Here is a 14,384-nt window from a genome sequence, read left to right as displayed (position 1 = left end):
ATAATTAGTATTTCGGTGACTTTATTAAAAGAACACTTGACCTTCAAAAAACCACATCATAAAATCACAAAATTTTACATTCATGAAAATTTAGCTAGCGTTTATGTGTTTATGCGGTATTTTTAAGGTATATTATAGCATTTCCATAACTTTAATATTTAATAAACACTTGACCTTCAAAAAACCACATCGCAAAATCACAAAATTTTATGTTTGGGAAAATTTCCTTAAAAGCTCTTGGTTTTTGAGAACGTTCTCCATACTTTCGCAAAAAATACCATGAAATGACAACCGAAGAATGTAAGAACGATGCGCTTTTGGTGGCAGCCCTCAAAATTGACAGCCACGAAGCCTTTGTGAAAATTTTTCATCGGTATTATGCTGATCTTGTCCGTTTCACAGCCCGCTTTATCCCGGATAAAAGCACTTGTGAAGACATTGTGCAGGAGGCATTTATCAAACTCTGGACCAATCGTAAAAGACTGGAAACAGATACCTCCATCAGCTCTTATCTGATATCGCTTGTCCAGAATCTCGCTCTTAACGAGCTGAGACATACGAAAGTCAAGATGCAATATCAGGATATGAACCATGAAATAATTCTTTCGCTGTCGCCCGAAGAGCATATGTTTTTTTCGGAATTGTATGGCGCATACGAAACGGCATTGGCAAAACTCGATCCGGAGGTCCGTGAGACATTGCTGCTCAGCAGACAGGAAAAACTGAAATATGCAGAGATTGCCCAACGTCTCGATATATCTGTACGCACCGTTGAAGCACGTATAAGCAAAGCTCTTAAATTTCTTCAACATAATTTGCAGATTTATAGGGTGCTGCTGTTTATAACCTTATGCGCTTGTAATTTCCTATAATATACCAATAATATATGGATATGAATCACATGGATAACGACAACATGAATATGGATATCATCATAGCCCGCTATTTCGGCGGTGATGCGACACCTGATGAAATCGATCGGCTTCGGAAATGGATTGAACTCTCTTCGGAGAATAAAAAACTTTTCTTTGAACAGCAAGATATTTGGGAAGCCTTGAACCCGTCATTCGAGGTCACTGACAGCGATATTGAAAAGGCTGAACGGAAGTTGCTGATAAGAACCGGAATCATGCCGCGAGGATTCGGCATGATGCGGAAGCTGTTTGTGTTTTGGTCGAGGGTTGCGGCAGTGGCGATCCTGCCGTTGCTCGCCGTCACCATATATTTCTTCCACAGGACCGGCAATACCGTACATCAAGAAGTAACTCTCTCTACCGATTATGGATGCACGAGCAAAGCATCGCTTCCCGATGGCTCCGTCGTATGGTTGAATGCGAACAGTGCTTTGGTATATTCGCAGGATATGGGCGGCGACAGCCGCGATGTCAATCTCCACGGCGAGGCTTATTTCGATGTCCATGCCGATGCGTCGCATCCTTTCAATGTCCATACAGCCAATATGACTGTCACTGCAATCGGTACCGAATTCAATGTCAATGCTTATGACCGGAACACTTCGGTAACTTTGGTCGAAGGGAAAGTCGTGGCTGCCGATGCCGAAAACAGCGTGTCGTTGCAGCCCGGCGAACATCTGACAATTCGGGATGGGAAGTCGGTTATCTGTAAAGATGTCGATCCGGATAGGTATTGTGCATGGCGCAATGGAATCCTTATTTTTGAAGATGAGCCGATTCATGACATCTGTCGCCGATTGCAGCAGATTTATAATGTCGAGTTTGATATTGACCCCGCTCTGACCGGCTACACTTTCCGGTTTATATTGAAAGGAGAGAGCCTCACCGAGATAATGAGCCTTTTCCAATTGACAGCACCGGTTGTCTGCATTACCGACAGCGACAGTCATACATCCGATTCAATAAGTTCACCTCAGATCATCCACATAACACCATTATGAAAAAGATACAACACCCTTTGATGGCATTGCTTTTGCTTGCCACTGCTCTGTCTGTCGCATGCTCGGCAGACCGGACAGAAACCGTGTCGTCTCCCGACGGCAATATCGAAATCAAATTTTGCCTTACTCCTCAGGGCGAACCGACCTATTCGGCAACTTACAAAGACCGTCCCATAGTAGCGAACTCGCTCATGGGATTCGAAATCAAGGATGCCGAACCGCTGACCGGCGGCTTTCGCATGGACGGAGTAAATAGTTCGGAAACCCATGAAACATGGGCTCCTGTATGGGGCGAAAATGATTCCATTGTAAATAACTACCGTCAGATGGCGGTGAACCTGAGTCGGGGTGATTTAAAGATGAATATTGAATTCCGTGTCTATGACGATGGGTTCGGTTTCCGGTATCTCTTCCCCGAACAACCTGCAAAACAGTATGTCGTCACCGACGAGATGACGCAGTTTGCGATGGCGGGCGACCACACCGCATGGTGGATTCCCGGCGATTACGATACTCAGGAATACGAATATACCCGTTCGCGGCTCAGTGAAATCCGCAGCCATGCCGACGATGAGTTCATGCCTAACGTTTCGTCGCAACGCTTTTCGCCGACCGGCGTACAAACAGCTCTGCTGCTAAAAACCGACGATGGCTTGTATCTGAGCCTGCACGAAGCGGCTTTGGTCGATTTCCCTGCGATGCACCTCGATCTCGACGATAGCACTTTGGTATTCAAGGCTCACCTTACGCCCGGTCCTGACGGCACTATGGCTACTTTCGATACCCCGTTCAAAACCCCTTGGCGCACAGTGACTATCGGCGAGAAAGCCACCGATATCTTGGCTTCGAATCTCATCCTTAACCTGAACGATCCTTGCGCGCTCGACGATGTTTCATGGATTCATCCTACAAAATATATGGGCGTATGGTGGGAGATGATTACAGGCGCAAGTTCATGGAACTATACCGATGCCGAAAATTTCGATCTCTCCACATTCGATTACTCGAAAGCCAAGCCTAACGGTCGTCATGCAGCCAACAACGAAAATGTGCGCCGTTATATCGACTTTGCCGCACGTCACGGCTTCGATCAACTTCTCGTTGAAGGCTGGAATATAGGTTGGGAGGATTGGTTCGGAAAAGAGAAAGACTATGTATTCGATTTTGTAACACCGTATCCGGACTTTGATATTGCCGCCCTTAACAAATATGCTCACGACAAAGGCATCCGGCTTATGATGCATCACGAGACATCAGCGGCTGTGGATAATTACGACCGGCACATGGACAAGGCTTACGATCTGATGAAAAAATATGGCTACGATGTCGTCAAGAGCGGATATGTAGGAAATATCATTCCCCGTGGAGAGCATCATTATAGCCAGAAGCAGGTGAGCCATTACCTGAATGCGGTCAAAAAGGCTGCCGACAAGCATATTATGGTGAATGCCCATGAAGCCGTGCGTCCTACCGGACTGTGCCGCACATATCCCAATCTCGTCGGAAACGAAAGTGCTATGGGACAGGAATACCAGGCCATGTCGCCGAAGCATTGCACCATATTGCCGTTTACACGGCTCAAAGGCGGTCCGATGGATTTCACTCCCGGTATCTTTGAGATGGATCTGTCTAAAACAGCCCTCGGCAATAAGCTCCACAAAAATGCCACCATCGCCAATCAGTTAGGATTGTATATGACAATGTATTCGCCTTTACAGATGGCTGCCGACACTCCCGATAACTACGAACGCAAAATGGATGCATTCCAGTTCATTAAAGACGTTCCTTTGGATTGGAGCGAGAGCCGGTATATCGATGCCGAGCCGGGCGAATTTATCATCGTGGCGCGTAAAGACAAGAACAGTGACGACTGGTTTGTCGGCGGTGTCAATGCCGAAGAAGCACGCGACGTTGTATTGGATCTTGATTTCCTCGATCCGGACATGAAATATATGGCAACTATTTACGCAGACGGAAAGAGGGCAAACGGTTACACGAACAGCAACGACTACTCGATTTCGACCCGCGAAGTCAATAGCAGCGACAATATTCAAGTGCGCATGGCAGTAGCCGGAGGGTTTGCCATATCGCTCAAACCTATAATTTAAACAAGAGGGATCGACTAATTAAACACACTCCTATATGGTACAAATTCAAAAGATTATTTTATCGGCGGTTCTTGCTGCCGGTTTACTGCCTGTTTCCGCTCGGGCAGACCTCCCGGTCTATCTGGACAGGAGCAAGCCTATCGAAGAACGCGTAGAGGATGCGCTCTCCCGCATGACACTCGAAGAAAAGGTTGCGTTATGCCATGCGCAAAGCAAATTCTCATCGGCAGGTGTACGCCGGCTCGGGATTCCCGAAGTATGGCTGAGCGACGGACCTCACGGTGTCCGTGCCGAATTTAACTGGGATAACTGGGACTATGCAAACTGGACCAATGATTCCTGTACGGTATTTCCCGCCCTTACGGCACTTGCCGCCACATGGAATCCGGAATTATCGGCATTGTATGGCAAAAGTGTCGGCGAAGAAGCCCGTTACCGCGAAAAAGATATACTTCTCGGACCGGGAGTGAATATATCGCGCACCCCGCTCAATGGACGGAACTTCGAGTATATGGGCGAAGACCCGTATCTTGCCGGTGAAATGGCTGTTCCCTATATTCAGGAACTTCAAAAAAACGGCGTGGCAGCCTGTGTGAAACATTTCGCTCTTAACAATCAGGAAAAATGGCGCGATAATGTCAATGTCAAGGTATCGGACCGTGCACTATATGAAATATACCTCCCCGCTTTCAAACGAGCCGTGCAGGAAGGCAAGGCATGGAGCGTAATGGGTGCCTATAACAGAGTGTGGGATGAGCATTGTTGCCATAATGCCCGCTTGCTCAATGATATTCTGCGTGGCGAATGGGGATTCGACGGTGCTGTTGTTTCCGACTGGGGTGCTACACACGACACAAAACAGGCGGCTCTTAACGGTCTTGACATCGAAATGGGATCTTATACCGATGGACTTGCAACCGAGTCGATGTACGGTTACGATGCTTTCTATCTGGCTACCCCTTATCTCGAAATGATCAAGCGTGGTGAGATTCCCGAATCAACAGTCGATGACAAAGCCCGCAACATTCTGCGTCTGATCTTCCGGACTGCAATGAATACCGACAAGCCGTTCGGTTCGATGACTACTCCTGAGCACTATGCCGCAGCAAAACAGGTGGCTGTCGAGGCAATTGTCCTGCTGAAAAACAACGGACTGCTTCCGCTCGATCCTGCCAAGTACGACAATGTCCTTGTAGTAGGTGAGAATGCAGTACGTATACTCTCCGATGGTGGCGGTTCGTCGGAACTCAAAGCCAAAGATATGTTCACACCTCTTGAAGCTATACGTGAAACTTATGGCAACGGAGTGAAGTTCGCCGAAGGTTACCGCACGGGTCGTCCGTTCTTTGGGTGGGAAGAAATTATTCCTGATGAAATTCTCGATTCACTGCATAATGAAGCCGTGGAGTTGGCAAAGAAAGCCGATGTCGTTATCTACATCGGCGGATTGAATAAAAACGGCTTTCAGGAGTGCGAATCGACCGACCGCCGCGAATACAACCTGCCGTGGAATCAGGACAAGCTGATTGAGGATCTGGTTGCAGTAAACCCCAATCTCGTCGTGGCAAATATCTCGGGCAATGCATACGCTATGCCGTGGGTCGATAAAGTCCCTGCGATTTTACAAAGTTGGTATCTTGGCACCATGATAGGACCGTCGATGGCTGATGTGATTTCAGGCAAAGCCAATCCCAGCGGCAAACTGCCTTTCTCTTTCCCGAAACGGCTGGAAGATAATGGAGCACACCATTTCGGTGAAATTTCGTATCCGGGTATCGAAATCCCCGGCAAGGGTCCGCAACAAGAATATCTCGAAGATATATTCGTGGGGTACCGCTGGCATGACACCAAGAAGATTCCGGCACTATTCCCGTTCGGGCATGGTCTGAGTTATACGACATTCAAATACGGAAAAGCCGCACTTTCCTCAAAAGAAATGTCGGATAACGGAACAATCACGGTTACAGTACCCGTTATCAATACCGGCGATGTAGACGGAAAAGAAACAGTCCAACTCTACATCCAAGATGAAAAATCATCCCTTCCTCGTCCTGTAAAGGAACTCAAAGGATTTAGAAAAATCCATCTTGCTCCCGGTCAGACAACGGAAGTCTCATTTTCAATTACCCCCGATGACCTGAAATTCTTCGACGACTCCAAACACGAATGGATTGCCGAACCCGGTAAATTCAAAGCTATGATCGGCGCATCTTCTACCGACATACGATCGACTGTCCGGTTCTCGTATAAATGATGATTTTGCCGGTTATGTAAAATCTCGTTATTTCATAATAAAGAAGCAAAAGCATCTACGCACTTGGTGCTTTTGCTTCTTTTTAGTTTACACCTTAAATAGAAAAATAATTTTGCAATGAAAAATAAAGTAATTATCTCCGTCTTTCTGGGCGCATTATTGGCATCGTGTTCTGTAAGTGATAAAACCGGCTTGACAAAGTCGGGGCTGAATCCCGAAAATTTTGAGGCTGTTATAGATGGAAAACATACCTCTCTATATACCTTGACAAATGCCAATGGCATTGAGGCATGTATAACGAACTATGGCGGACGTGTGGTATCGCTTATGGTCCCGGATAAAAACGGTGAACTGCGCGATGTAGTGCTCGGGCACGACTTGATAGCGGATTATAGAAACATCGACAATAATTTTGGTGCGCTTATAGGCCGCTATGGAAACCGTATCGACAAAGGGAAGTTTACCCTCGATGGCGTTGAATATGATCTGCCTAAAAATAACTTCGGACATTGTCTGCACGGAGGAGAGAAAGGCTTCCATCACTCGGTTTGGGATATGGTCCAAATTTCTGATACGCTGCTGACACTTCGGCTGAATACCCCCGACGGGTACGCCGGATTCCCGGGCAATGTCGATGTACAGGTTACTTATACGCTCACGTCCGACAATGCCCTGCGTATCGCATATCGTGCGACAACCGACAAGCCAACCATACTCAACCTCACCAACCACAGCTACTTTAACTTATCGGGAAATCCCTCGCAGGATATACTCGCTGAAACTCTTATAATGAACGCTTCGTCGTTCACGCCGATCGACAGTACATTCATGACCACAGGCGAGATACTGACGGTCGAGGGTACACCTTTCGATTTTCGTAAGGGACGTGTGATTGGTGACAGTATAAACTCTGGGAATAAGCAGATTGCCAACGGGTTGGGCTACGATCACAACTTCGTGCTCGATACAGCCGGTGATATTTCAGTCGTAGCCGCCCGCTTATATGACCCGACGAGCGGAATAGCGATGGACGTGTTCACCGATGAGCCGGGAATCCAATTCTATGCAGGTAATTTTCTTGATGGAACGGTCAAAGGCAAACACGGTATTGCATACCCTTGCCGTAGTGCAGTCTGCCTTGAAACGCAACATTTCCCCGATTCACCCAACAAACCTGCATGGCCGTCGGTTGTAGTAACTCCCGACAAGACCTATTCAAGCACTTGCATCTATAAATTTAGTAATTAGTTCGGCAACCAAAGAATTATATTAAAAAACAGGGCCGTCCAACAAATTCGGTTTTAGAGATTTCACCCTCGTCAGAACAACCTCTGGCGAGGGTGATTTCCATTTCGGTGATTTATTAGACAATCTAAAATTATATCTTACTGACACCCAATTATAAAACTTTGGAATTCACTTTTTTGTATTTTGTAACTATAAAAGTAACAAAAAAATCACCGGTTTTCAAAATTAAAGAATCGAGTCGTTGTTGGGGTTTTGCTGATGTCTGATGAAGTTTTGTTTGGCTGAAAAAGGATTGGCATTGGCGTAGCAATAGACACAGCCGTGTGGACAGCTGTTGTATGTGCCAATGTCGTTTGATGTAATGCAGCCGCAAAGTGTACGTTGCCCCTTGTCTGTTTTTAGATTTTGGATATATGGTTGCAGTTCCGGTTTCAAACGGCTGATCAAATTGGGGTCTATGCAGCGGTTGTGAACTATTCCGAACTGTAACAAATCCACCTTTTCGGCGCAAGTGGCAAGTTCCAAACCGAGATTCAGCTCAGAAAGCCGGTGAGAGAAATCAATCATTTCATATTCAGTCCATTCACGATAATGCACACCGGCTTCCGAGAGGTTTCTGCCGACTTTTCGGTATGCAGAGATATCTGCAAAACTGAAAACGAGTTTATCGGTATATCCACGCAGTTGATTGGCAATGTATTCAATTTTATTCAATAAATCATCTGTTGAGATCTTGTTGGTAAGAATCAACGGATCGAAACGCCAAACAACAGCTCCGATGCCCAATTCATCAACCAACCGCTTGAATGTGTCGATTCGCTCGGCGAGCGCCGGGACATTCGGCTCCAATCCCTCTACAAAGTAGTCGTTCAGTGTGTATTGAATATAGCACCCGATTTCCATCTCTTTTAGGATAGGGAGGAATGGTAGAAGCGGTTTTGGATTTTTTGACCAGAAAACGATGAACTTCGTGTTGGCGAAAGAAACATAAGAGTCTTTTCCATTATATGGATTGCGCCAACGTACATATCCTTGCCGAAGCCGATTGAAGAACCAACCGGCATAAAACGCAGGAATATCTGTCGCACGACTCGCAGATACAATTAGTGGGGCTTGCGCCTCAACAACGCTACCGTCACTCAATGTCAGTTTTATCTTCGATGTTTTCATGGAATAAAGTTAATAAAAGGCATGTGCAAGAAACTGGCATAATGATGTTAAATAGTGTTGTTTAGATATATAATGTACGGTTGTCAGCTATACAATTGGAACAGAATACCTTTATCGCATAATGTCATAGCGAATTAATTCCTGGCAGCCGAACGGACTTCGTCAATTATCTCGCGGCATCTTGTTTTAGGGATTTTTATTTTTGTGCCAACAGCGATAAAGTCGGATAATTCAGGATGACCTGTGCCATTGACGAAGGCTACGTGTTCTCCGTTATATCCTTCGGTGTATAGCGTGAGGTCGTATGCCGGTGCAAGCCTCTAATGCCAGGCTCCTGTATCGGAGTTCTTGATCATATAAAAACTGAATTTCTTGCAATGGTCATCCTTATTGTCGAAGAGCATGGGATAAACGTAATAAATGATAGGTGTGCAATATGATAAACAAGATTTGAGCGATTCACAGCAATAAATGAATGAGAATCGGATACAAAAGCAGATAGAGTCGAGTAGCCTCAATCGGGAGCGAATTTTTTTGGAATGTCAGAGGCAAATTTGTGAAAGCCTATAAAATTGTTGCTATTGTTGCTCTTTTGAAAGTCGGGCAACAAGATTGTGCGAAAATTCGAACTTTTTAAAATTGTAACTTATTGGTAATCAATTGTTTATATAAGACATTTCCCGATGCAGTATGTGTACATCGTTGATTATCAATAGTATAGCGCTCTAAAAGGTACAACCAGCAGGTTGGCAAGTATCTGAGAATGTGTAAGTTAGTGATATTTAGCACCATTCTCGGCTTGTACCTCCATTTTGGAAAGTAAAAGTAAGTGTAATTTCTTGAATATCAAAATGTGCGGTACAAAAACTTGTGAAAAATGCCGTTTTTTGATAAGAAAAGGTACAAAAATGGCTCTGAAACCGAGAGCCACATTATGATTATTTTGCAAAGTACTCAGTCTTCAACCAATAGGCATAAATCGGGTCCTGAAACGAGATTTCACCGGCTTTATTATCCAATATATCATTCTTGATAAGGGCTGCCTTTGAGCGTGATATTGAAGTCGTTGAAGATATTTGATAGCGATGCATCACTTCAGTTGAACTGAGGGCCTTTTCTCCGGCTATAAGGTTAATATTGTTTAGTTGCTGTGTGGTCAGTGTTTCGGTGATTGTTACAAACAACAGCCTTATGTGGCAGCGGTCGCTATTTCTTAAGATTGTCCGAGTAGTAATATTTTGAGCAGAAAAAGAAGTATTATTTCTTTTATTGTTCAAAATATTACTATATTTGCAGTATGGACAGGCAATTAAATGAAATAGGAACCATTCCAGTAACGACTTCAATCATTGAATCGTTATATCCAGAACTTAAGTCTGCTGACAAGAAAGTAACCTGGCTCGAAAAGCAAGGGATTATCATCAGATTGAAGCGAGGACTTTATGTGATCAACCCCGAATATTCAGGAAAGACCCTATCGAGTGAGTTGATAGCCAATCATCTCTATACACCTTCGTATATTTCAATGTCTACTGCACTACGATATTATGGACTTATCCCCGAGGCTGTATATGTTCATCAATCAATGACGGTAAAGCATTCGCGTAGCTTTCAAACTCCGGTCGGCTGTTATGACTACAAACATATCTCAAAAATAGCATTTCCAATAGGAGTAAGGAGTATGTATAAGGATAATTATGCTTTTCTTATTGCATCACCGGAAAAGGCTTTGTGTGATTTGATTGCCAATTCCTCGCAGGTCAATCTTCGCTATATGAAAGATGTGGAAACATATCTTGAACAGGATATTCGTATGGATATGGATGAGTTCAATAAGATGGATAAAACCATATTCGAAGACTACATAAAAGTTGGCAAAAAGGCCGATTCAATTTCGACACTTTTAAAATTCTTAAGACGATGAAAAATGAAATATTCGACAATATGCTCTCCCGTTATGATTTAACAACAGAGCAACAGAAGAGAAACGCTATATTTGAAGTGAACCAACAAGTGATACTTGCTGGCTTGTATGCCGGAGGCTTTTTTGAGTCGGCGGCTTTCTATGGTGGAACTTGCTTGAGAATCTTTCATGGCTTACAGCGTTTCAGTGAGGATATGGATTTTTCATTGCTTACGCAAGATGATAAGTTCGATTTTACGAAATACTTTCCTGCTATCGTTGATGCTTTTACAATGGTAGGCCGTGAGGTTGAAATAAAGAAAAAAGACAAGAGGAATTTCGGAAAGGTCGAATCGGCATTTCTTAAAGATAATACCGATGTGTATGATGTGACTTTCCAAACAGAGAAATCTATAAAGATAAAGATAGAAGTAGATACTTGCCCACCGTTGAACTTCAAGATGGAACAGAAGCTATTGCTTCAGCCATATTCATTTATGACCCGTTGTTTTACACTTCCCGACTTGTTTGCAGGCAAGATGCACGCCTTAGTATATCGTGCGTGGAAGAACAGAGTAAAAGGTCGTGATTGGTACGACTTTGAATGGTATGTACGCCATAATATTCCACTTGATTTTGCTCATTTGGCAGAACGATGCAAGCAGTTCAACAATGAGAATATCACTCCAGAGTTATTCAAGGAGAAACTCATTGAGCGTCTCTCTTCAGCTGATATAAAACAAGTGAAAGAAGATGTATTGCCTTTCGTGCGCAATCCAAAAGAACTTGATATTTGGTCAAATGATTATTTCGTGCAGTTGGCCGGGATGGTAAGAATAGAATAATACAACATTAAGCTTTCTCCAAGAAATAACTACTAAAGTATTTATAGCTTTAGTAAGCCTGCACCTTTTCTTATTGGCGAAGTCAATCCAAGTAAGGTTATACTTATTCATAGTCTTATTATTTTGCAAAGAACTCAGTCTTCAACCAATAGGCATAAATCGGGTCTTGGAACGAGATTTCACCGGCCTTATTATCCAATATCACTGCTGTCCGGAGAAATTTTACCATAAAGTAGGTTGCTCGACAGAACCCGCCTCCGGAACACAAACGGGAGTTGTCGGCTGATTATAAATTTCACGGATATCCGCCCTCTGGAAGAGGACTTGTCCGATTGAGTTAGAGATAGAATGAAGACTTGGATCCAACCCGTATCGCTTCTTCGCAATGATGAGCAGAAGATAGTCACAAATGGCTATCCATATCTGCGTGTACACGGCGTTCTTGGAAGTGCCGTAGAAAGTCCTGATGTGAAGATGCTGCTTGATCCATTTGAAGAACAGTTCTATCAGCCAGCGTTCACGGTAGAGTTCCGCAATAGTCAGCGGATCGTCAATCGCAAAGTTGTTGGTCAGAAATCGATATACTCTTCCAGTCTCAATGTCTTCATATACAACAAGTCTCAATGTGTCGGGATACTTTCTGGTAGAGTAATATCCAGCAAGTCTGATAGTCTCATCCGAAAGAACGCCCGAGTCTTTGTTGACAGGTCTGGACTCAATAACCTCATAAGACATATTGTCCTTGGCGCGTGTAACAAAGTAGGCGCCCTTTTGCTGGAAATGCTTGTAAAGTTTTTCAAAGGCAACATATCCCCTATCCATCAGGTAGAAAGCACCTGCTTCAACAGGAATCTTGTCCATCATCCTGGCATCGTTAACCTTGCCTGGCGTGAGCATGACAAATGTGGGAATCGAGCCTCGCAGATCCATCAGTGTATGTATCTTGAACGCACCCTTACCATGATGAAACTCGGCCCATGGACACAACTTAAGACACAGGTCAATGGTACTGCTGTCAAACGCATATATCATCTCCTCAAGACCAATTCGCAGCTTTTCATCCTTGTAAAGTATCGTGGCTTCCTTTACCAAAGTCATCGCAAAGTATTGATATATACGCCAATCCTTCTTCTCATTGGCCTCCGCAAGCGTGGATCGAGGTATTGCCTTGATTCCGGAGCGATAGAGGTCGCCGCAGAGGTTAAGTGTAGTCTCTATATCTCTCAAACCAGCTCTGTCAGTGAACTGTGCAAAACTCATCACCATGAACTGGTCACGACAATTGAATTTGATAGCATGCCGGTCACCTTTGTAGCGGTCGACACATTTCTTGAACTCGTATTCGTTAATGAGAGACATAATCTGAGCGAAGATTGTTTTTCCTTTGTTCATGGCTTGCGGATAACCTCTTGATGGCTACCGCAAAGTTACTGATGTTCTAATCGAAAAATTTTCTGATGTTTGTAACTTATTGATGTTTAATAATTAAAACATTGTCGGAGAATTTTTTTCCGGACACTAGTGACTTAATTTATAAATAATCATGGGACATAAGATTTTTATATCATATAAATATGGTGATACTTCTGTGGAACATCTTGAAAGAACACCTTGGTACGAATCAACCAAAGTTCGTCACTATGTTGATGAGCTACAGGATAAGCTTGAAGATGATGATCTCATTAATAAAGGAGAACTAGATGGTGAGGATCTATCCAATTTTAAAGACTCCACTGTGGAGTCAAAATTAAGAAACAAAATTTTTGATAGTAGCATTACTATTGTACTTATTTCTCCTAATATGAAAGAATTAAATAAAAGCGAAGATGATCAATGGATTCCTTGGGAAGTGTCTTATTCTCTAAGAGAGACAACTCGAAATGACAGAACCAGCAGAAGAAATGGTATACTGGCAGTCGTTCTTCCTGATATTAACGGTAGGTATGATTATATGCTCGAACCGAAGAGATGCTGTCAGTCAGGATGTATGTTATGGCATACAAATAAACTATTTAAAGTTTTACGAGCGAATATGTTTAATCAAATAGAGAAAACACATTCAATTTGCAATATTGGCGATAATGTTTACCGTGGTTATGTCAGTTACATACATATGGTTAGATGGGATAGTTTTATTAACAATGTTAGCTTTTGGATTAATGAAGTTAAAAAGATTCAAGACAAAAAAGACGAATACGATATTCACGTTAATGTTACAGATTAAAACCATTTTTACTAAGCAATAAAAACTCGAAGTTTATTACTCCTATTCTTGGACTATGATTATTCCTATAAACGACCTTGATTGTGTTTGAATCATTGACAATAACGGGAACATTATGGTATCAATTTGTAGATAGGACCTCATCATTGGCCTTTGTATCAGGGTTATACATAATTATTATTGGTTCAAGCGTGGAACTGAACACTCATACCGCAGTTTGAAGGCCGTAGGAAAAACCCGAGATACAGATATGAGATAGCAGCCCACGCCGTGATGCGTGAGAACCACTATGCCTAACCTTGCATCTCGTTTAGAAAATTTCCTACGTTTTCAAACTACAAGATAAGCATAACGCTTCTTCTTAAATATGTCACCGATTGAGCTTGCTCAATCTCGGTGCAAAAATACAGAAAAGTTGAAATGCAAACAATGAGCCGACAAAACTTTTTCAAGGGTTACAGTAGCGCTCAAATAGAGGGTTTCTTCTCATCAACAGCGATTTATACAATACGATATTCCACACTCTGCCGAACAAAAATTCATCATCTTTGTAATTAATACCGTCAACCGGCTCGACATCTCCCGAAATAGAGTATATTTGTCCTGAAACATGAAATAAAATCATCGACATGAAACCGATCAAACTTTTCTACCAAGCTCGTTGTCCCTTTTGCAAAAAGGCCTTCAACTATATCGACGAACTGAAAAAACGGCCCG

General features: G+C 43.3%; 12 protein-coding genes (1 of these 12 running past the window's edge). 9 read left to right on the top strand and 3 right to left on the bottom strand.

Annotated elements, in window-relative coordinates:
* The first annotated feature begins 284 nt into the window (after positions 1 to 284).
* From BARVI_RS11440 to BARVI_RS11420, 5 genes are all read left to right on the top strand, one after another.
* Complete coding sequence (locus tag BARVI_RS11440) at positions 285 to 872, top strand: RNA polymerase sigma-70 factor (protein ID WP_025279374.1); 588 nt, start codon at positions 285 to 287, stop codon at positions 870 to 872.
* A gap of 14 nt (positions 873 to 886) precedes the next feature.
* Positions 887 to 1,915, top strand: coding sequence for a FecR family protein (locus BARVI_RS11435; RefSeq protein WP_025279373.1), 1,029 nt, complete (start codon positions 887 to 889; stop codon positions 1,913 to 1,915).
* Positions 1,912 to 4,023 carry a glycoside hydrolase family 97 protein gene (locus BARVI_RS11430; protein WP_025279372.1) on the top strand — a complete coding sequence of 704 codons (2,112 nt, stop codon included), beginning with the start codon at positions 1,912 to 1,914 and terminating at the stop codon, positions 4,021 to 4,023. The genes BARVI_RS11435 and BARVI_RS11430 overlap by 4 nt, the downstream gene beginning before the upstream one ends.
* A gap of 34 nt (positions 4,024 to 4,057) precedes the next feature.
* Positions 4,058 to 6,277, top strand: coding sequence for a glycoside hydrolase family 3 C-terminal domain-containing protein (locus tag BARVI_RS11425; protein WP_025279371.1), 2,220 nt, complete (start codon positions 4,058 to 4,060; stop codon positions 6,275 to 6,277).
* A gap of 117 nt (positions 6,278 to 6,394) precedes the next feature.
* A complete protein-coding gene (locus tag BARVI_RS11420) occupies positions 6,395 to 7,525 on the top strand; it encodes an aldose epimerase family protein (RefSeq protein ID WP_025279370.1) in 1,131 nt (376 codons plus the stop codon).
* A gap of 225 nt (positions 7,526 to 7,750) precedes the next feature.
* Here the strand turns inward: BARVI_RS11420 and BARVI_RS11415 are convergent, their stop codons facing one another.
* Both BARVI_RS11415 and BARVI_RS11410 read right to left on the bottom strand, forming a co-directional pair.
* On the bottom strand, positions 7,751 to 8,695 hold the full coding sequence (locus tag BARVI_RS11415) for a DUF1848 domain-containing protein (RefSeq protein WP_025279369.1): 945 nt from the start codon (positions 8,693 to 8,695) through the stop codon (positions 7,751 to 7,753).
* A 938-nt stretch (positions 8,696 to 9,633) separates the two neighbouring features.
* Positions 9,634 to 9,972: a hypothetical protein gene (locus BARVI_RS11410; RefSeq protein WP_232213981.1), complete on the bottom strand. Its 339-nt coding sequence runs from the start codon at positions 9,970 to 9,972 to the stop codon at positions 9,634 to 9,636.
* A 20-nt stretch (positions 9,973 to 9,992) separates the two neighbouring features.
* Here BARVI_RS11410 and BARVI_RS11405 point away from each other — a divergent pair, with 20 nt between their 5' ends.
* Both BARVI_RS11405 and BARVI_RS11400 read left to right on the top strand, forming a co-directional pair.
* Positions 9,993 to 10,619, top strand: coding sequence for a type IV toxin-antitoxin system AbiEi family antitoxin domain-containing protein (locus BARVI_RS11405; RefSeq protein WP_018711827.1), 627 nt, complete (start codon positions 9,993 to 9,995; stop codon positions 10,617 to 10,619).
* Complete coding sequence (locus BARVI_RS11400; RefSeq protein WP_025279367.1) at positions 10,616 to 11,443, top strand: nucleotidyl transferase AbiEii/AbiGii toxin family protein; 828 nt, start codon at positions 10,616 to 10,618, stop codon at positions 11,441 to 11,443. Before BARVI_RS11405 ends, BARVI_RS11400 begins: the two co-directional genes overlap by 4 nt.
* 222 nt (positions 11,444 to 11,665) lie before the next feature.
* Here the strand turns inward: BARVI_RS11400 and BARVI_RS11395 are convergent, their stop codons facing one another.
* Positions 11,666 to 12,835 (bottom strand): IS4 family transposase, encoded by a 1,170-nt coding sequence (locus BARVI_RS11395; RefSeq protein WP_025279366.1) that lies wholly within the window; start codon positions 12,833 to 12,835, stop codon positions 11,666 to 11,668.
* Positions 12,836 to 12,986: 151 nt separating this feature from the next.
* Here BARVI_RS11395 and BARVI_RS11390 point away from each other — a divergent pair, with 151 nt between their 5' ends.
* On the top strand, positions 12,987 to 13,667 hold the full coding sequence (locus BARVI_RS11390; RefSeq protein WP_025279365.1) for a TIR domain-containing protein: 681 nt from the start codon (positions 12,987 to 12,989) through the stop codon (positions 13,665 to 13,667).
* Positions 13,668 to 14,296: 629 nt separating this feature from the next.
* Positions 14,297 to 14,384, top strand: the 5' portion of a protein-coding gene (locus BARVI_RS11380; RefSeq protein ID WP_025279363.1) for a glutaredoxin family protein. Its footprint extends 173 nt past the window's final position; 88 of the gene's 261 nt are visible here — the first part of the coding sequence; it begins with the start codon at positions 14,297 to 14,299; its stop codon lies beyond the right edge, outside the window.

This window comes from Barnesiella viscericola DSM 18177 (genome assembly GCF_000512915.1).
GTDB lineage: Bacteria > Bacteroidota > Bacteroidia > Bacteroidales > Barnesiellaceae > Barnesiella > Barnesiella viscericola.
This window is presented reverse-complemented; position numbering and strand designations above follow the sequence as displayed.

What these genes read in the sequence shown, in the direction of transcription:
- BARVI_RS11440 (WP_025279374.1), top strand. Translation starts at nt 285, where the DNA reads ATGACAACCGAAGAATGTAAGAACGATGCGCTTTTGGTGGCAGCCCTC.
- BARVI_RS11435 (WP_025279373.1), top strand. Translation starts at nt 887, where the DNA reads ATGGATATGAATCACATGGATAACGACAACATGAATATGGATATCATC.
- BARVI_RS11430 (WP_025279372.1), top strand. Translation starts at nt 1,912, where the DNA reads ATGAAAAAGATACAACACCCTTTGATGGCATTGCTTTTGCTTGCCACT.
- BARVI_RS11425 (WP_025279371.1), top strand. Translation starts at nt 4,058, where the DNA reads ATGGTACAAATTCAAAAGATTATTTTATCGGCGGTTCTTGCTGCCGGT.
- BARVI_RS11420 (WP_025279370.1), top strand. Translation starts at nt 6,395, where the DNA reads ATGAAAAATAAAGTAATTATCTCCGTCTTTCTGGGCGCATTATTGGCA.
- BARVI_RS11415 (WP_025279369.1), bottom strand. Translation starts at nt 8,695, where the DNA reads ATGAAAACATCGAAGATAAAACTGACATTGAGTGACGGTAGCGTTGTT.
- BARVI_RS11405 (WP_018711827.1), top strand. Translation starts at nt 9,993, where the DNA reads ATGGACAGGCAATTAAATGAAATAGGAACCATTCCAGTAACGACTTCA.
- BARVI_RS11400 (WP_025279367.1), top strand. Translation starts at nt 10,616, where the DNA reads ATGAAAAATGAAATATTCGACAATATGCTCTCCCGTTATGATTTAACA.
- BARVI_RS11395 (WP_025279366.1), bottom strand. Translation starts at nt 12,835, where the DNA reads ATGAACAAAGGAAAAACAATCTTCGCTCAGATTATGTCTCTCATTAAC.
- BARVI_RS11390 (WP_025279365.1), top strand. Translation starts at nt 12,987, where the DNA reads ATGGGACATAAGATTTTTATATCATATAAATATGGTGATACTTCTGTG.